The organism is Terriglobales bacterium (assembly GCA_035543055.1).
Taxonomy (GTDB): Bacteria; Acidobacteriota; Terriglobia; order Terriglobales; family Acidobacteriaceae; genus JAIQFD01.
In genome coordinates this window covers 1-17,132 of the sequence record DATKKJ010000206.1, presented here as the reverse complement: position 1 = coordinate 17,132, position 17,132 = coordinate 1, and the positions used below count along the sequence as shown (strand labels likewise).

The 17,132-nt window shown below is 64.4% G+C and carries 18 protein-coding genes; 12 read left to right on the top strand and 6 right to left on the bottom strand.

The window, feature by feature from the left end:
• The first annotated feature begins 23 nt into the window (after nucleotides 1-23).
• From pstC to phoU, 4 genes are read left to right on the top strand one after another with little or no spacing between them, the layout of a single operon-like run.
• Complete coding sequence (gene pstC, locus VMS96_13550; GenBank protein HVP44453.1) at nucleotides 24-1,037, top strand: phosphate ABC transporter permease subunit PstC; 1,014 nt, start codon at nucleotides 24-26, stop codon at nucleotides 1,035-1,037.
• The gene (pstA, locus tag VMS96_13545) at nucleotides 1,030-1,890 is read left to right on the top strand and encodes a phosphate ABC transporter permease PstA (GenBank protein ID HVP44452.1); all 861 of its coding nucleotides are present in this window, start codon (nucleotides 1,030-1,032) and stop codon (nucleotides 1,888-1,890) included. Before pstC ends, pstA begins: the two co-directional genes overlap by 8 nt.
• On the top strand, nucleotides 1,890-2,648 hold the full coding sequence (pstB, locus tag VMS96_13540) for a phosphate ABC transporter ATP-binding protein PstB (GenBank protein HVP44451.1): 759 nt from the start codon (nucleotides 1,890-1,892) through the stop codon (nucleotides 2,646-2,648). Before pstA ends, pstB begins: the two co-directional genes overlap by 1 nt.
• Nucleotides 2,648-3,319: a phosphate signaling complex protein PhoU gene (gene phoU / locus VMS96_13535; protein HVP44450.1), complete on the top strand. Its 672-nt coding sequence runs from the start codon at nucleotides 2,648-2,650 to the stop codon at nucleotides 3,317-3,319. Before pstB ends, phoU begins: the two co-directional genes overlap by 1 nt.
• A 34-nt stretch (nucleotides 3,320-3,353) precedes the next feature.
• Here phoU and VMS96_13530 read toward each other — a convergent pair whose 3' ends face one another.
• Nucleotides 3,354-3,722: an STAS domain-containing protein gene (locus tag VMS96_13530; protein HVP44449.1), complete on the bottom strand. Its 369-nt coding sequence runs from the start codon at nucleotides 3,720-3,722 to the stop codon at nucleotides 3,354-3,356.
• 259 nt (nucleotides 3,723-3,981) lie between these two features.
• Here VMS96_13530 and VMS96_13525 point away from each other — a divergent pair, with 259 nt between their 5' ends.
• On the top strand, nucleotides 3,982-4,761 hold the full coding sequence (locus VMS96_13525) for an AAA family ATPase (protein ID HVP44448.1): 780 nt from the start codon (nucleotides 3,982-3,984) through the stop codon (nucleotides 4,759-4,761).
• 7 nt (nucleotides 4,762-4,768) lie between these two features.
• Here the strand turns inward: VMS96_13525 and VMS96_13520 are convergent, their stop codons facing one another.
• From VMS96_13520 to VMS96_13500, 5 genes are all read right to left on the bottom strand, one after another.
• Nucleotides 4,769-6,400: an aspartate:alanine exchanger family transporter gene (locus VMS96_13520; protein HVP44447.1), complete on the bottom strand. Its 1,632-nt coding sequence runs from the start codon at nucleotides 6,398-6,400 to the stop codon at nucleotides 4,769-4,771.
• A gap of 139 nt (nucleotides 6,401-6,539) precedes the next feature.
• A complete protein-coding gene (locus VMS96_13515) occupies nucleotides 6,540-7,010 on the bottom strand; it encodes a hypothetical protein (GenBank protein HVP44446.1) in 471 nt (156 codons plus the stop codon).
• A gap of 12 nt (nucleotides 7,011-7,022) precedes the next feature.
• A complete protein-coding gene (locus tag VMS96_13510) occupies nucleotides 7,023-7,952 on the bottom strand; it encodes a carbohydrate ABC transporter permease (protein HVP44445.1) in 930 nt (309 codons plus the stop codon).
• Nucleotides 7,953-8,921 (bottom strand): sugar ABC transporter permease, encoded by a 969-nt coding sequence (locus tag VMS96_13505; GenBank protein ID HVP44444.1) that lies wholly within the window; start codon nucleotides 8,919-8,921, stop codon nucleotides 7,953-7,955.
• A gap of 27 nt (nucleotides 8,922-8,948) precedes the next feature.
• Nucleotides 8,949-10,277, bottom strand: coding sequence for an ABC transporter substrate-binding protein (locus VMS96_13500; GenBank protein HVP44443.1), 1,329 nt, complete (start codon nucleotides 10,275-10,277; stop codon nucleotides 8,949-8,951).
• Between the two features lie 241 nt (nucleotides 10,278-10,518).
• Here VMS96_13500 and VMS96_13495 point away from each other — a divergent pair, with 241 nt between their 5' ends.
• The 7 genes from VMS96_13495 to VMS96_13465 form a co-directional block, all read left to right on the top strand.
• Nucleotides 10,519-11,229: a (Fe-S)-binding protein gene (locus VMS96_13495; protein ID HVP44442.1), complete on the top strand. Its 711-nt coding sequence runs from the start codon at nucleotides 10,519-10,521 to the stop codon at nucleotides 11,227-11,229.
• Complete coding sequence (locus VMS96_13490) at nucleotides 11,226-12,638, top strand: LutB/LldF family L-lactate oxidation iron-sulfur protein (protein ID HVP44441.1); 1,413 nt, start codon at nucleotides 11,226-11,228, stop codon at nucleotides 12,636-12,638. Before VMS96_13495 ends, VMS96_13490 begins: the two co-directional genes overlap by 4 nt.
• Complete coding sequence (locus VMS96_13485) at nucleotides 12,625-13,296, top strand: LUD domain-containing protein (protein HVP44440.1); 672 nt, start codon at nucleotides 12,625-12,627, stop codon at nucleotides 13,294-13,296. The genes VMS96_13490 and VMS96_13485 overlap by 14 nt, the downstream gene beginning before the upstream one ends.
• 103 nt (nucleotides 13,297-13,399) lie before the next feature.
• Entirely contained in the window at nucleotides 13,400-14,602 is a 1,203-nt protein-coding gene (locus VMS96_13480) for an amino acid ABC transporter substrate-binding protein (GenBank protein ID HVP44439.1), read from the top strand.
• A gap of 66 nt (nucleotides 14,603-14,668) precedes the next feature.
• The gene (locus tag VMS96_13475; protein ID HVP44438.1) at nucleotides 14,669-15,529 is read left to right on the top strand and encodes a branched-chain amino acid ABC transporter permease; all 861 of its coding nucleotides are present in this window, start codon (nucleotides 14,669-14,671) and stop codon (nucleotides 15,527-15,529) included.
• Nucleotides 15,526-16,491, top strand: coding sequence for a branched-chain amino acid ABC transporter permease (locus tag VMS96_13470; protein HVP44437.1), 966 nt, complete (start codon nucleotides 15,526-15,528; stop codon nucleotides 16,489-16,491). The genes VMS96_13475 and VMS96_13470 overlap by 4 nt, the downstream gene beginning before the upstream one ends.
• A partial coding sequence (locus tag VMS96_13465; protein ID HVP44436.1) for an ABC transporter ATP-binding protein occupies nucleotides 16,488-17,132 on the top strand: 645 nt, incomplete at its 3' end. The genes VMS96_13470 and VMS96_13465, both read left to right, overlap by 4 nt.

Sequence of the window (17,132 nt, the reverse complement as noted above, 5' to 3'; positions counted from 1 at the left end):
CTCCGTTGGTGAGCTCCCACCCCATGAAACTAGCGCCGATCCCCGCTCCCAGGCCGAAGGTAGTGGCCGCGGGGGCAGAGGCACGCCGGGTGTCGCTGGTCCCGCTCAAGGCCAGCCGCTTTGCCGACAAGGGCTTCCTATTGCTGGTGCTGGCCTGTGGTCTGTCCCTGCTGGCCATCGTCGGCCTGATCATCTTCGAACTCATTCAGAAGTCGCAGTTGTCGATCCACCAATTCGGGTGGTTCAAGTTCTTCACGGGCACAAACTGGGATCCCGTGGCCGGCGAATTCGGAGCGCTGCCGTTCATCTACGGCACCATCACTTCGTCGCTGCTCGCCCTCGCCATCGCCGTCCCGTTGTCGATCGGGGTGGCGGTGTTCACGACCGAGATGTGCCCCATTCCGCTGCGGGGGCCGATCTCGTTCCTGACTGAGCTGCTGGCGGCGATTCCCAGCGTGGTGTACGGCCTGTGGGCGATCTTCGTTCTCGCCCCCCTGCTCCGCAACTACGTCCAGCCGTTCCTGGCGACCTATTTCGGATGGACCAGCCTGTTCAGCGGCCCCCCCTTCGGAATCGGCATGCTGGCCGCCGGAGTCATCCTGGCTGTCATGGTCATTCCCATCATCTCTTCGCTCACCCGCGAGGTGCTGGTGGCGGTGCCACAGCATCAGCGGGAGGCCGCTCTGGCCCTGGGGGCCACCCGCTGGGAGATGATCCGTATGTCGGTCCTGCGCAACGCGCGGGTCGGCATCGTGGGTGCTATCATCCTGGGCCTGGGCCGCGCCCTGGGGGAGACCATGGCGGTCACCATGGTGATCGGCAACCGCCCTGAGATCTCCAAGTCGTTGTTTGCGCCCGGCTATACCATGGCCAGCGTCATCGCCAATGAGTTCAGCGAAGCGACCGATGACCTGTACCTGAGCGCGCTGGTGCACATCGCGCTGGCGCTTTTCCTGGTGACCATCGTGGTCAACATCGTGGCCCGTCTGCTGGTGTGGACGGTGACGCGCGGCGCTCCTCCGAGGGTCCATGTCTAAAGGCTCTCTGCGCCATTGGCGACGCCAGATCGTCGACGGATTCTTCACTGTTTCCGCGGTCGGCACCGTGGTCGTGGTCATGGTGCCGCTGCTGGCGATCTTCGGTTATCTCGTGGCCAAAGGGATCGGCTCGCTGAATTGGGCGTTCCTCACCCAAACCCCAAGACCGGTGGGCGAAGGCGGGGGCGGCATGGCCAACTCCATCGCCGGTACCGCGATGATCCTCGGCATCGCCTCGCTGATCGGAGTGCCGCTCGGCATCGGCGCTGGGGTTTACGTCGCCGAGTACGGCCAGAATCGCTTCGGCAATCTGCTGCGCTTTACCGCCGACGTGCTCAACGGGGTGCCCTCCATCGTCATCGGGATCGTGGTGTACGGCTTGGTGGTCGTCCCCCAGAAGCACTTCTCCGCCTTCGCCGGGGGTGTGGCCCTGGGGATCATGATGATTCCGACCATCTCGCGCTCCACCGAAGAAGTGCTGGCCATGGTCCCCAATACCGTCCGGGAGGCGGCGTACGGATTGGGGGTCGCGCGCTGGCGGACAACGCTGTCGGTCGCCCTGCGCACGGCGTCGGCGGGCGTGATCACCGGGGTGATGCTGGCGTTTGCGCGGGTGGCGGGAGAGACGGCGCCCCTGCTGTTCACCGCCTTCGGCAACCAGTTCTGGAACCTGAAGCCCAATCAACCGACGGCAGCCCTGTCGCTGCAAGTCTTTACCTTCGCCATCTCGCCATTCGACGAATGGCACCGGCAGGCTTGGGCAGGAGCGCTGGTGCTGATCGCCCTGATCGTGATCAGCGTTGCGGCGGTACGCTATGTGGCCAGCCGGGGCATTCTGAAAGGGGCTCACTGATGGGTGTCGGCATCGAAGTCGCGGGCCTCAACGCCTGGTTCGGCGCCACCCAGGCGCTGTACGACATCACCATGAGCATCGCCGCCAATCACGCGACGGCGATCATCGGGCCGTCGGGTTGCGGCAAATCCACGTTCGTGCGCTGCCTGAACCGGATGCACGAGACCATCCCGGGCGCGCGGGCCGCAGGCAAGGTCAATGTCGGCGAGCGCGACATCTACAACGGGACCTCGGCGGTCGAGGTGCGGCGTCGCATCGGCATGGTCTTCCAGAAGCCGAACCCGTTTCCCACCATGTCGATCTACGACAATGTCGCCGCCGGACTGAAGCTGAACGGGTATTCCAACCGCCGCAAGCTCGACGAGGTCGTGGAGCGCTCGCTGAAGCAGGCCGCGCTGTGGGAGGAAGTCAAAGACATCCTGAAGAAGCAATCGGGAGCCAGCCTCTCCGGCGGGCAGCAGCAGCGGCTGTGCATCGCGCGCGCCCTGGCGGTCGAGCCGGAGGTGATGCTGATGGATGAGCCGGCTTCCGCCCTCGATCCCATCTCCACCAGCAAGATCGAAGAACTCATCTTCCAGTTGAAGGAGCAATACACCATCGTGATCGTCACCCACAACATGCAGCAGGCGGCACGGGTGGCGGAATTCACCGGCTTCTTCCTCATGGGCCGCCTGATAGAATTCGCCACCACCGAGAAGATCTTTACCACCCCGTCCGACAAGCGGACGGAAGACTACATCACAGGACGGTTCGGCTGATGCGCACGCGCTTCCATCAGGGCCTCGACGAGTTGAAGGAAAAGTTGCTCCGCATGGGGGGCATGGCGGAGAGCGCGGTGGAGCGCGCGGTGCAGGCCTACATCCGCCGCGACACCTCACTCGCCAAGTCCGTGCTCACCGACGAAGCCGCCATCAACAACATCGAGCGCGACATCGACGAGCTGGCGCTGGACCTGCTCGCCATGCAGCAACCCATGGCCATCGACCTGCGCTTCATCACCGCCGTCATGAAGATCAACGCCGACCTGGAGCGGGTCGGGGACCAGGCGGTGAACATCGCCGAGCGCGCCCTCGACGCCGCCGGGCTCCCGCATGTCGACCTTCCGGTGGACGTCCCGCGCATGGCCCGCACCGCCACCGGGATGGTCCACGACGCCTTGCAATCGTTCATCGATGCCAAGGCGGAGACGGCGGAAGCGCTCCTCAAGGCGGACGACATCGTGGATGACATGAACCGAGAGATCGCGCGCGCGATGCTGGACTGGATGACCAACGACCCCCAGACCACGCGCCAGGCGATGAACGCCTTGCTGATCGCGCGGAACCTGGAACGGGTGGCAGACCACGCCACCAACATCGCCGAGGATGTCATCTTTTGGGTGCGGGGCGCGGATGTGCGCCACCAGGGTTCCGCCAGCCTGCCACGCTAGGACGCGGCCGAGGGCGGCCGCGCCACGCCAGTTCCTACGACGCGCGCCAGAAGGCGGCGATCCCCAGGTACGAGGCCAAGCCGTCCTTCTCTGTCGGATAGCACTCGAGCACCTCGGCCAGATGGGTCAAAGTAACCACTTCGGCAACGTATTTGGGCACGTTGCACAGGCGTAATCCACCATTCGATTGCGACGCGTGGGCCGCCAGCTCCGCCAGGACGCCCAGCCCGGCCGCGTCGATAGCCTCGACTCCGCCCAGGTGCAGGAGCACGGGATTCCCGGCCTGAAAGGCCGCTCTCACGTACTCGGCCAGGTTTTCCAATCCTTCCCCGAGATCGAGCCGCCCCGTGCAGTACACCACCGCCACGTTGCCCACTAAGCGAGAATCGACGGTCAGGCCCATATGGTCCCTTGCTGGCGCCGGCTGCGCTTCCGGTAATGGCTGTTCAGACGAGAGGTTCATACCGCTATCCCCACCTGGAGGTACGGGAACCGAAGGACGAAAGTTCCCCTGGTTTCCTACCGATTTTCGGGGCCCCTGGTGCTTCCTCTATAAGACGTCCAAGGGGAGAAAATGTCGTTAAGAAATGATGAAATACGCACCAATTCCAAAGTCTCCGGGGCGACTGAGAAATCGCTCCTTCAGGCTAGAATTACGATACGTGCTGAAGAAAATCACCCTATTGCGCGACCGCGTCGACGATTGGAAGCAATATCCGTTTACCGTCCCGGTCATCGCCCGCATCACTGAGCTGACGATTCGCTCGCGGGTCTGCTTCTTCGCCGGAGAGAATGGCACGGGAAAGTCCACCCTGCTGGAAGCCATTGCGGCTCATTACGGGTTCGGTCGAGAGAGTGGCAATCGAAACTTCCAGACTGACAGCACGGAGAGTAATCACGCGATCGATTCGCTGGTAAAGGCCCTGCGCTTGTCATTCGATCGCCGGACGGGCGCCGGCTTTTTCCTGCGGGCGGAGAGTTTCTTCAACACGGTTTCTTACATGGATGAATTGGATAAGGAACCCAGTGCCTTCGCCCCTCCGATCAGCACCTACTATGGCGGACGCAGCCTCCATGAACGTTCCCATGGGGAGACCTTCTTTACTCTTCTCGAACTCAAGTTCCGGCGGAACGGGCTGTTCCTGCTCGATGAGCCAGAAGCAGCATTGTCACCGCAGCGTCAACTCGCTTTTCTGGTCATGCTCCACGACGTGCTCCCGAAATACAGGGACGCGCAATTCATCATCTCCACCCACTCCCCGGTCCTACTCGGCTATCCAGAGGCGCAAATCTTCTCCTTCGATGATGAGGAGATCCGTGAGATCCAGTACGAAGAGACCGCTCCGATGCAGATCGTTCGACGCTTCGTGAATGACCGCGATGGCTTCCTCGAAGAGCTTTTCAAAGACACGCCTTCCCTGTTCGACAAAGAGACCGATTGAGGCGGGGCTACCCCGCCCAACTGAGCAGTACCTGGACGAGGATGATCTTGGCGATCATCGCCACCGGGTACACGCTGGCGTAGCCGACATTCGGCGCTTCGTTGTTGGCCGTGGTGGTGGCGAAGGCCAGGCAAGCGGGCTGGGTCTGGACGCCCGACACCATCCCCATCAGCGTGTCGAAGCGGATCCTCAGGACCTTGTAGCCGACGATCAAGCCGGCGAGGGTCGTGAACGCGGTGACGAACGCGCCCGCCACCAGCATCTGCAGGCCATTGGTGCGCATGGTCTGCAGGAAGGCGTATCCGGCCTTGGTGCCCACGCCGGCCAGGAAGAGGAGCAGGCCGATCTGGCGGAGGGTGAGGTTGGCGCTGACGGGAATATTCCAGGAGATGCGGCCGGTGCGCTCGACGGCGCCGAGCACCAGCGCGACCAGCAGCGGCCCACCGGCGAATCCGAGACTTACCTTGGCCCCGCCGGGCAGTGGGATGGGCAGCATGCCCACCAGGGCCCCCAGCACCATGCCGATGGCGACCGAGCCGAAATCGGTTTCCGCAGTGCCGCGGATGGAGTCGCCGAAGAATCCAGACACAGCGGCGAAGTTCTCCCGGCGGGTGAGCACGCGGACGCGGTCGCCGAACCACAAGCGGGTGTCGGGGGTGGCCACCACGTCGGCATCGCCGCGGCGCAGGCGGGTGATGGTGGCGTGCAGCCGGTTGGCCAGGTCGAGATCGCGGATGCGCTTGCCCACCACCGCGGCGCTGGAGACGAACACGCGGCGGAAGTCGAGCTCCGAGCGGTCGGCTTCGATGTGGGTGTTGGTGGGCTCCCCGAAGATGTGACGGGCGCGCTGCAACGCCTCCTCGTCGCCGACGACAGCCACGATGTCCTGGTCGGCGAGCAAGGTCTCCGAGGTGACCAGGCCGGTGCTGCCGTTGTGGCGGATGCGGCTGACCACGAACCCGAGCTCGCCGTGCACCCGCAGGACCTCTTCCACCTTCTGGCCGATCACGCCCGGATTACAGACCACGAAATCGCGCACTAGGATCTCGGGCGCTTCTTCCGCCGGCCCGAACTCCACCCGCCACAGCCGGCGGGCCAGGTTGAATCCGATCAGCACCAGGATCACTCCCAGCGGATAGGCGATGGAGTAAGCGACGACGGGCTCGTCGCCGAGCGCTCGCACCTCGGTTTCGGACGCTCCGGAGGCGCGGGCTTGCTCGCGGGCGCGCTCCCGGGCGGCGGCCAGCGCAGGCGTGTTGGTCATGGCCCCGGTGAACAGGCCGGCGGTGCGCGCCCCCCCGAGATGGAGGGAAAGAGAAACCGTCAGCGTGAGCACTGCACCGAAGATCACCAGGCCGAGCGCGAACATCGTGTCGCGGTATCCCTGCTTGCGGAAGGCGGCGAAGAATGCCGGGCCGCTGTGGATGCCGACGGCGTACACGAAGATGATGAGCCCCAGGGTGGAGACGATCTCGGGCAGGGCGACGTTGGGGTGCAGCGCGCCCACGGCCAGCCCCATGAACAGGACCCCGGCCACACCGAAGCGGAAGCCGAAGAAGTTGATCTCGCCGACCAGGTATCCCAGGCCAATGACCACGAACAAAGTCAGGACGGGATACTCGACGAGCGCGTGGACCACGGCGTGCCTCGCGCACCCATGGTAGTCGCGCCTTGAACAAGCTGCAAAAGCAGCGGTCACTCAGGGCTGTGACATCGGCGGCTGCGCGCGTCTTGCTTGAGGAAGCTCAGGGATCGTACACCTGGGTCCAGGATGGGACTCAGTGCGCCTTATTGATGACGATGTCGACCTTGCTGGAGCCGACCGCGACCGGGTTGCCCGGATACGTGCCGTCGAACGTGCCCGGCCGCGCCGGGCCTATCATCCCGGCAGGATCGATGCGCGCCGTCACATACATCTTCCCCTGGAAGGAGGAGCCGACAAGGGTGATGTCTTCGGCGGAGAGCTTGTAGTTGTAAGGAAAGCTGACATCGAATTCCCGCTTGACCACCAGTGCAGGTTGGGTCGGGTCGGACGAAGTCGAAGCGAAGATCAGCAACAGCGGGGCTTTGCCCACCTTGTCCTTCAAGGCCGGATCCAGGGTGATGGTGCCGGAGATCTCGCCGGTTGGTCCCGATGGTACCGTCTGCTCCTGCTTGCTGCTGCGGGAGCAGCCGATCGGCGCCAGAACGATCGCCGCGATCGCCACCCACAGCCAAGCGGCAGCGTAGCGGCCACGCTGTTGCAGCACGTGAGCCTCCTCTCAACCTTTGACCGCGCCGGTCATCCCCGCCACGTAGTGCTCGACGAAGAACGAGTAGATCAGGGCCACGGGGACCGAGCCCAGCAAGGCGCCCGACATCAGCTCGCCCCAGTAAAAGACATCGCCTTTGATCAACTCACTGACCACGCCGACCGGCACCGTCTTGTTGGAGGCATCGTAAATGAAGATGAGGGCGTAGAGGAATTCATTCGCCGAGAGCGTGAAGGCGAACATTCCCGCCGAGAGCAGTCCGGGCAGGGCCAGGGGAAGAATGACCTTGACCATCGCCTGGATGCGGGTTGCGCCGTCCACCATCGCCTGTTCTTCCAGCTCCGGGGGGATGGTCCGGAAGTAGCCGGTGAGCAGCCAGGTGCAGAAGGGCACCAGGAAGGTGGGATATGCCACGATCAGCGCCCAGGGCGAGTTGAGCAGGCTGATGTGGAACACGGGGGGGTCGCCGATGAAGTCCGAGAGCGGGATGAACAGGAGCGTAGGCGGCACCAGGTAAGTGATGAAGATGAGGACGCCGAGAGTGTCCGCGCCTCGGAACTTGAGCCGCGCCAGGGCATAGCCCGCAGTGATCCCCGCAAACAGCGAGATGAAGGTCGAAACCACCGCCACGAACAGCGTGTTCTCCAGCCAGCGGATGAAAAGGGTGTCGCGCAGCAGGACGCGCCAGTGGTAGAAGCAGTTGTCCATGACCGCCGCTCCGTCGAACTGGAGCGAACGCACCTGGTCGCCGACGGTCGCCACGCAGGTGACCGGGATGTACGGGTTGGCCTGCCGGTTGTAGGTCTCGCGGGTCGATTTGATCGAGGTGACGAACATCCAATAGAAGGGGAACAGGGCGAAGAGAACGAAGGCAAAGAGCGGCAGATGGTAGACCAGCAGCCGCTTGAGGAAGGTCTCGCCGATGGGAGGAGCGGCCATCTATGCGTGCTCCCGCCGCACGTACAGCAGCTGGAGAATGATCAGCACCGCCAGCACCGGGAACATGAAGAGCGAGACCGCCGCGCCCAGGCCGAGCCGCGTGCCCATCATGGCCACCTGGTAGGCATAGGTGGCAAACAGGTGGGTGCTGTTGGCGGGGCCGCCGCGCGTCAGCACGTACACCACCTGGAAGTCGGAGAAGGTCACGATCACGGAAAAGACGAGGACTACGACGATGATCGGACGGATCCCGGGCAAGGTCACATACCAGAAGCGCTGCCAGGCGCTGGCGCCGTCGATGGCCGCCGCTTCGTAGAGCTCCGGGTTGATGGTCTGCAGGCCGGCAAGAAAGAAGATGGCGTAGAAGGGTACGCCGCGCCAGATATTCACGAAGGTGACCGAGGCCAGGGCCAGCAACGGGTCCGCCAGCCACAGCGGCCCTCGCACCGGCCCCCAACCCATCCAAACGGCGAACTGCCTCAGGGTCCAGTTGATGACGCTGAAGTCGGGGTCGAAGATCCACAGGAACGCGATGGTGCTGAGCACGGTGGGGACGATCCAGGGCAGCAGCACGGCAGCGCGCACAAAGCGCTGGAAGCGCACCATCCGGTTGAGCAGGAGAGCAAGCCAGATGCCGAGGATGAATTTGACGATGGTCGCGACCCCGGTATAGACGAAGCTGTTGAAAGTGGTGGTCCAGAAGACCTTGTCCTTGGTGGCCAGGTCCACGTAGTTCCTCAGCCCGACGAACTGCACCTGGGACCAGGGCATCCCGATCTGCTTGTTCGTCAGGCTCATCCACACGCCCCAGGCGAAGGGATAAGCGACGAACAGGAAGATGATGAGAGCGGCCGGCGTCATCAGCAGGTAGCCGAGGACGTCCGGCCGCTCCAGAAGGGCCCACATGCGTTCGCGCTTGCCCCGGGCAGGGACCAGCTTCGGGCGCTCAGGCTGCGAACCGTTAGGCATGCCGATCCAGGACCGGGCGCAGGTGCATCACGCGCCGTAAATCGACTTGAGCTGTCCCTCGCACCACTTCATCGAGTCCTCGGGGCTCATCTTGCCGGTGGCCACGTTGGCCAGCATGTCGATGAGGACGTAGTTCTGCACCACCCGGGCCGCATTGGCGTCCGCATCCCCCTTCCAGCCGACGCGCCGCGCCTGCAGCAAAGAGTCGCGATACGGCTTGAGCGCGGGGAACATGTCCCACATCGGGTCCTGCATGTAAGCCTTCAGGGGCGACGCCTGGTAGGCCTGGCCACGACGCAGGTACTTGGCGTACTGCTCCTTCTCCAGCAACCAGCCGATGAACTCCTTGGCGGCGTCCGCGCTCTTCGAATACTTGGGGATGGCGAGCTGCTGGCTGTAGTGGTAGTGGAAGACTCCCGCCGGTCCCGCTGGATTGAGCACGTGCACGATGTCCTTCACCAGCGGTTCACCCTTGTCGTCCAGGATCACCTGGTTCGAAGCCGTGAGGTAGATGCTGGGAGCATTGTTGGTGGCGGCGACAGCGCCCGAGAGGAAGGCACGGTTGTTGGCGGAGTCGTCCCAGCCCGGGCCGGCCGGGTCCATGGCGTCGTCCCATAGCGCCTTGAAGGCCTTCAGCGCCTCCAGCGTCTGCTTGCTGTTGATGGTCACCTTCCCCTTCTCATCTCGCTCGGCAACCCCGTAGCTCCAGAGGTAGGGGTAGGTGAAATCGACCGCATCGCCGAAGGTGTGGCCGACGGTCTGGCCGACCGGATGCCCGTTCGCCTTCCACTTCTTCCCTTCGTGGCGCAGGTCCTCCCAGGTCTTGGGCCAGGTCTTGGTGCCGGCCGCCTTCAGATACGAGTCGCGGACCACGTAGATGTTCGGCACGATGGTATGCGGCACCGCGTTGAACTTCCCGTTGAGCATGGCGTGACTCTTGGCGTAGTCGATGTAACCGCCATACTTGGACTCCAGCTTGGTGCAGATCTCGCTCACATCGACCAGGGCGTCGCCGTACTGGTTCTGCCAGTTGTGGAAGAACTGGATGATGTCCGGCCCCTGCTTGCTCTCGATGGCGGCCGCCGCGCGTGCCGGGATATCGTTGGCGTTGATCTGCTCGATCCGGACTTTGACCTTGCTCTGCTTGCCCCACTCCTCCCCCTGGCGCACGATCTCGACGTCGGCGGGCGGAGAGAAGTTCTTCCACAGCAGGAAATGGAGCGAGCGTTCCTGGGCAAACACCGGCGCCTGCCCGAAGATGCCGACCCCCACTGCCGACATGCCGGCCATACCGGCCATCTTCACAAACTCGCGTCGCGTGACTCCGCGCTTGCGGGACGTTTTCTTCTTAGCCATAGGTTTCTCCTCGCACGAAGGTCGCCACAGTGGTCTCGTCCACCGAGACCCACAGGAAGGGAATGTGGCCGCAGACTCTACCTAAACCCGCCGGAGGTGTCAACGAACATGGAGACTGGGAGCGACATTTCTCGCTCCCGACTTCCCTTCCTGGAAAACATCGGTTCCCGACCCTTCCCCCGCCTTGTGCGGAGCCCCGTTTCGGGACTATAACCGGGGCGTCGTGGCGTCCAAGGTCTCATTGTTCATCCCCTGTTTCATCGATCAACTGGCTCCGCAGGTCGGGGTGGACGTGGTGCGCGTGCTGCGCCGACTCGGGTATGAGCCGGACTTCCCTGCCCAGCAGACCTGCTGCGGCCAGCCGGCCTTCAACACCGGATACTGGGACGAGGCGCGACCGCTGGCGGAACGCTTTGTCCGCATCTTCGAGAGCGCGGAAGCGGTGGTCTGCCCGTCGGGTTCCTGCACCACCATGGTGCGGAACTTCTACCCCGAGCTGCTGGCGGGGACGCCCCTGCAAGAGCCGGCGGAGCAGTTGGGCAAGCGCGTCTTCGAGTTCTCCGAGTTCCTGGTGAAGGTGGCAAAGAAGCTGGATGTCGGCGCCCGGTTCCCCCACAGAGTCACCTTCCATGACGCCTGTCATGCCCTGCGCGAGCTACGCCTGAAAGACGGGCCCCGGCAACTGTTGCGGCACGTCCGCGGCCTGGAACTCGTGGAAATGCCTTACGTGGAGGAGTGCTGCGGCTTCGGTGGCGGCTTTGCGGTGAAGTTCGACATGATCTCGGCGGCCATGGGCGACTCTAAGGCGCAGAACATCGAAGCCAGTGGCGCCGAGGTCGTCACCTCGCTCGATCAAAGCTGCCTGATGCACATCGAAGGCATGCTCCGCCGGAGCAACGCCCGCGCCCGCACCATGCACCTGGCGAGCATCCTGGCGCAGGAGGCCGAATGAGCGCCGCCGCCCGGGAATTCCTCCGCCGCGCCGCCGAGAAGTCCGGCGATCTGGCCCACCGCCAGGTTGTCCGCTTCAACATGGACCAGTACGAGGCGGCGGTCGCCCGCGGACACTCCCGCTTCACCGACTGGGAGGCGGCGCGCGAGCGCTGCCGGCAGATCAAGTGGGAAGCGGTCAATCATCTCGACCGCTACCTGCTGGAATTCGAGACAAAAGTTCAGGAGCGCGGCGGGCACGTTTTCTGGGCGGAGACCTCGGAAGAAGCGCGCAGGTACGTCTGCGACCTGGCCGTGGCGCGCGGGGTGAAGAAGGTCGTCAAGTCAAAGTCGATGGTGACCGAGGAAGTGCATCTCACCCCGGCGCTGGAGAAGCTGGGCATGGAGGTCTTCGAGACCGACCTCGGTGAGTACATCGTGCAGTTGCGCAACGAGCCGCCGTACCACATCGTCACCCCGGCGATGCATCTGAACCGCGGGCAGATCCGCGACCTGTTCAAAGAAAAGCTGGGCGGCGGCGCTACCGATGATCCCCCGGAGCTGGTCGCGGTGGCGCGCCGCACGCTGCGCCAGGCGTTCTTCTCCGCCGAGATGGGGATCTCCGGCGCCAACTTCCTGGTCGCCGATGCCGGCATGGTGGCCATCACCACCAACGAGGGCAACGGCCGGCTGTGCACCAGCATCCCCCGCATCCACGTGGTGATGACCGGGATCGAGAAGGTGGTCCCGCGCCTGCAGGACCTGGCAATGCTGTGGCCGGTGCTGGCGACCTCCGGCACCGGGCAGCCCATCACCTGTTACAACACCCTGCTCGCCGGCGCCCGCCGCGCGGGTGAGGTGGACGGGCCGGAGGAGTTCCACGTGGTGCTGGTGGACAACGGGCGCAGCCAGCTGCTGGCCGACTCCGAGCAGCGCGACGTCCTGCATTGCATCCGCTGCGGCGCCTGCCTCAACGCCTGCCCGGTGTACCGCGCGGTCGGCGGACACACCTACGGGACCATCTATCAAGGCCCCATCGGCAGCGTGCTCACCCCGCACTTGCGCGGGCTGAGCGAGTTCCAGCACCTGTCCTACGCATCGTCGTTGTGCGGCAACTGCACTGACGTCTGCCCGGTGAAGATCGACCTGCACCATCACCTGCTGCACAACCGGCGCAACGCCATCCGGGCCGGCACCCATCCGGGCCCCGAGCGCCGCGCCATGCGGCTGTTCCGCTGGACGATGATGGACGCCGGCCGCTTCCGCATCCTGGGGGGCGTGGCGCGCGCCTCCATCCGCCTGGCACACGCGCTCGGCCTGGGCGGGACCGCGCTCGACCCGATGCGCGCGTGGACTAGGCGGCGGGCCCCGATGGTGCTTCCCTCAACCTCGTTTCGCAGCCTGTGGAGGAAGACCGATGGCTTCCGCTGAGACCCATTCCCCGGCCGCCGATCATGCGGGCCGCGAGCGCATTCTGGAACGCGTGCGCAATGCGCTGCAAGCACCGGCGCATCAGCCTCCGCCGACGCCGGCGCAGCCGGTGTTTGCGCCGGTCACCGACCCGCTGGAGCGCTTCCAGGCCGAGTGCCTGGCCAACAACACCGAGCTGATCCTGTCCACCGACGAGGTCGCCACCGCGGCCGCCATCGAGAGCGTGCTCGATTCCCTGCCCGCGGGCGAGGTTTTCCTGCAGGATTCGCCGTGGCTGCGCAGCGTGAGCCGCTCGTTCATGGTGCCCCGGAACGAGCGCTGGTCGTCGGAAGGCGCGCCCAGCGAGGGCTCCGAGGCCACCGTCACGGAATGCGAGCTGCTGGTCGCGCTCACCGGGTCCATCGTGGTGTCTTCCGCCTGCGGCGGGCGGGGCGCCTCCATCGTGGCGCCCTGTCACATCGTGGTGGCGCGGTTAGAGCAGCTCGTTCCGGACCTGGAGACGGCCCTGGCCCGGGTGCACGAAATGGGGCTGGATGCGAAGAACTCCTTCGTCGGGCTGATCACCGGCTCCAGCCGCACCGCCGACATCGAGAAGATCCTGGTACTGGGCGCGCACGGGCCCCGGCGCCTGGTGCTGGTGGTGCAAACCGGCGCCTGATCTCTGCTCCGTGGGTCATTTTTCGCTACCCCTGTGACGAAAATCACAGGTGGTTCTTTCCCCCCGGTTTTACAATGCCAATCTCTTTACCAGGAGTCACGCCGTGAAACGACTGAGCCTCATCACTCTCTCCCTGGCTGTCGTGCTGGCTGCGCCGGCTTTCGCGCAGACCATCACCATCGGCTTCACCATGTCGAAGACTGGCGCTCTCAACGTCGATTCGCTGGAGCAATCCCGCGGCTTCGAGCTGTGGCGCGACCAGGTCAACGCTGCCGGCGGTATCAAGGCCGGCGGCAAGAGTTACCAGGTCAAGCTGGTCACCTATGACGACGAATCCAATTCCAAGCGCGTCCAGCAGCTCTACACCCGCCTGATCCTCGAGGACAAGTCCGATTTCCTGTTCAGCCCCTACTCCTCCGGGCTCACCACCAACGCGTCGATCGTGACCGAACAGAACGGCAAGGTCATGCTCACCACCGGCGCCGCCGACGAGAAAACCTATAAGCTGGGAAACAAGCTCCTGTTTCAGATGTTCGCGCCCGGCGGCGAGTACCTGAAGGGCGCGCTCGACGCGGTCAAAGTCAAGGACCCGAAGGCCGCCATCGCCTTCGTGTACGAGGACGCGGCGTTTTCCGTAGCGGTGGTAAAGCCGGCCATGGCGTACGCCCAGCAGATCGGACTGAATGTGGCCTTCAGCGAAGCCTACGCGCCGGCCACCACCGACTTCAGCGCCATTCTCGACAAGGTGATCTCCTCCAAGGCGACGGTGTTGATGGGCGGCGGGCATTATCCCGACGGCTCCACTCTGGCGCGGCAGCTCTCCGCCCGCAAGGCCAGCCTGAAGATGATCACCCTGCTGGTCGCGCCCGACAGCCCGCAGTGGACCGAACTGGGCGAGGCCGGCTACGGGGTGAGCGTGCCTTCGCAGTGGGAGCCCCAGGTGATGTCGAAACCTCAGTTCGGCCCCTCCGTGACCCAGTTCGTCAAGGATTACGAGGCCAAGTTCAAGGCCGAGGCCAGCTATGAATCAGCCGGTGGATACGCCGCCGGACTGGTCCTGCAGCACGCCATCGAGCAGGCGGGCAGCCTCGACTCCGACAAGGTGGCCGCGGTTCTGAACTCGATGGACGTGACCACCTTCTACGGGCGCACCAAGTTCTCCGCCGCCGCCGCCGACCACGGCCTCCAGGTGGGACACACCATGGTGATCGCCCAGTGGCAGAAAGACAAATCGGGCAAACTGGTGAAGCAGGTGGTATGGCCCGCGGCCAGCAAGAGCGCGGATCTGAAGTATCCGATCTACTGATCGGGCACGGAAGCCGGGCGCCATCGCCACCGCCCGGCCACCGTATCGCGAGCAGAAGGGGAAGATATGTCCGGTATTCTGGCCTCGATGATCGACGGGCTCCTGGTGGGCTCCGTCTATGGCCTGGCCGCCATGGGCTTGAGCCTGATCTGGGGTGTCATGGACGTGATCAACCTGACCCATGGCTCCATGATCGCCCTGGGCATGTTCGGGATGTATGTGCTGTTCACCGCTTTCCCTACCAATGCCTACTTTCTCCTTCTCCCGTTGATCGGGGCGGGATTCATTCTCGGCCTGGTGGTGTATTGGATGTCGGTGCACTGGGTGGTGGGACGGGCCCAGTTGATGAGTCTGCTCTCCACCTTTGCGGTGAATATGATGGTCATCGGGATCGGCACCGCCATCTGGAGCACCAGCCCGTACAACGTGAACTTCAGCGTCCCCGGGGTGACCATGGGCGCCTATACCTTCACCGGCAACCACATCGCGGCCGCCGTGTCCGCCATCGTGATCGCGCTGGCGCTGGAACTTTTCCTCTACCACACGCGGATGGGCAAAGCCATCCGTGCGGTCGCCGACAACCGCGAAGCCGCCGAATTGATGGGCATCTCTTCGACCATGGTGCTGACCGTCGCCTTCGGTATCGGCATCGCCCTGGCGATCTCCTCCGGAGCTCTAGTCTCCACCCTGTTCCCTTTCACCATCCTCTCCGGGGCGGTGTACCAGATGAAGAGCTTCGTCGTGACCGTGCTGGCCGGGCTGGGGAAACCCTTGGGCGCGCTGCTGGCCGGCATCCTGCTCGGCCTCCTGGAAGGCGCGGTGACGCCGTTTATCGCCGTCAGCTGGGTCCCGCTGATCGAGTTCGGTCTGTTCGTGGTCGTGCTGCTCGCCTTCCCCAAAGGGATCTTTGTGAGGGCATCGGCGTGATCCTGCGACGGCTGGTCTTCTGGTTGGTCCTGCTCACGGCTGCCGCATTCGCCTACCTGCCGGTGCGCGGCAACAACATTTCCCTGCGCGAGGACCTGATCCTGGTGGCGGTCGCCATCATCCTGGCCAGCAACCTCAACCTGATGATCGGCTATACCGGCTACGTGAACTTCGGCCACATCGTGTTTTACGGGTTGGGAGGCTACGTCGGACTCTACCTGGCCACCGTCCGCAACTGGAACCTGGCGGTGGCCGCGCTGGCTGCCGGCGCCGCTGTCAGTGTGTTTGCCTTCCTTCTGGGACTCGCCATCCTGCGCCTGCGGGGAGCGTATTTCGCTTTGGCCACCATCGGCGTGTTGCAGGCGGTGCAGGCCTTCGTCTCCAACTTCGATCCCTGGGGCCGCTCCACCGGCCTGTACGTCGAGTTCACCTCCTACGAATCGCTGGGCGGCCCGGTGCGTGCCCTCTGGGTCATCTACTTCCTGGTGATCGCGCTGATGGCGCTGTCCATGATCTTGAGCCTGGGCATCAAGATCTCGAAATTCGGCCTGGGACTGTTCGCCATTCGCGAGGACGAAGATGCCGCCGTGGTCCTGGGGGTCAACGCCACCATGTACAAGGCCATCGTGTTCAGCGTCTCCGCCTTCCTGCCGGCGGTCGCCGGCACCCTGATGTTCTTCAAGAACGGCATGATCGATCCTTCCATCGCCTTCGAGTTCATGCTCTCGCTGGAGGGCATCGTGATGCTGATGCTCGGCGGCCAGGGCACGGTGGTGGGTGCGGCCCTCGGTCCCGGGCTCTACGAGCGCCTCCGCTCCTGGCTCTTGACCTCGCCCCGTCTCTCCAACTTCCATCTGGTGATCGCCGGCGGCTTGCTGCTGGTGGTGGTGCTCTTCGCTCCCGGCGGGCTCATCGGCTGGCTCTACCGGCTGTGGCCGCGGTCGCAGGAGGTGATCGAATGAGTGATCTCCTCGATGTCCGCGGGGTCAGCAAACGCTTCGGCGGCCTGCTGGCGGTCTCCGACGTCAGCTTCCATCTTGCGCAGGGCGAGATCCTGGGCCTGATCGGCCCCAACGGCGCCGGCAAGACCACGCTGTTCAACATGGTGAACGGCGTGTACCCCCCGAACGGCGGCAGCATCTGGTTCGAAGGCCGCGACATCACCGGCAGCCCGCCTCACCGCGTGGTCCAGCTCGGGCTTTCCCGCACCCACCAGATCGTGAAGCCGCTGAACGGCATGACCGTGCTGGACAACGTCACCGTGGGCGCCTGCTTCGGCCGCGAGTATCAGCACCTGCGCCCCGCCCGGGAGACCGCCCTCGAAGTCCTGAAGCTGGTCGGCATGGCGGAGCGCGCCCACTCGCCCGCCCGCTCCCTCACCATCGCCGGCAAGAAGCGCCTGGAAGTCGCGCGCGCCCTCGCCGCCCGGCCCAAGCTGCTCCTGCTCGACGAGGTCCTGGCCGGCCTGAACCCCACCGAGATCGCCCAGATGATCGACCTGGTGCGCCGGGTCCGCGACAGCGGCGTCTCGGTCTTCATGATCGAGCACCTCATGCAGGCGGTCATGAATCTCTCCGACCGCATCGTGGTGCTCAACTTCGGG

Bases quoted from the DNA above. Each gene is read 5' to 3' on its own strand.
- pstC (HVP44453.1), top strand. From the start codon at position 24: ATGAAACTAGCGCCGATCCCCGCTCCCAGGCCGAAGGTAGTGGCCGCG.
- pstA (HVP44452.1), top strand. From the start codon at position 1,030: ATGTCTAAAGGCTCTCTGCGCCATTGGCGACGCCAGATCGTCGACGGA.
- pstB (HVP44451.1), top strand. From the start codon at position 1,890: ATGGGTGTCGGCATCGAAGTCGCGGGCCTCAACGCCTGGTTCGGCGCC.
- phoU (HVP44450.1), top strand. From the start codon at position 2,648: ATGCGCACGCGCTTCCATCAGGGCCTCGACGAGTTGAAGGAAAAGTTG.
- VMS96_13530 (HVP44449.1), bottom strand. From the start codon at position 3,722: ATGGGCCTGACCGTCGATTCTCGCTTAGTGGGCAACGTGGCGGTGGTG.
- VMS96_13510 (HVP44445.1), bottom strand. From the start codon at position 7,952: ATGGCCGCTCCTCCCATCGGCGAGACCTTCCTCAAGCGGCTGCTGGTC.
- VMS96_13505 (HVP44444.1), bottom strand. From the start codon at position 8,921: ATGCCTAACGGTTCGCAGCCTGAGCGCCCGAAGCTGGTCCCTGCCCGG.
- VMS96_13500 (HVP44443.1), bottom strand. From the start codon at position 10,277: ATGGCTAAGAAGAAAACGTCCCGCAAGCGCGGAGTCACGCGACGCGAG.
- VMS96_13490 (HVP44441.1), top strand. From the start codon at position 11,226: ATGAGCGCCGCCGCCCGGGAATTCCTCCGCCGCGCCGCCGAGAAGTCC.
- VMS96_13485 (HVP44440.1), top strand. From the start codon at position 12,625: ATGGCTTCCGCTGAGACCCATTCCCCGGCCGCCGATCATGCGGGCCGC.
- VMS96_13475 (HVP44438.1), top strand. From the start codon at position 14,669: ATGTCCGGTATTCTGGCCTCGATGATCGACGGGCTCCTGGTGGGCTCC.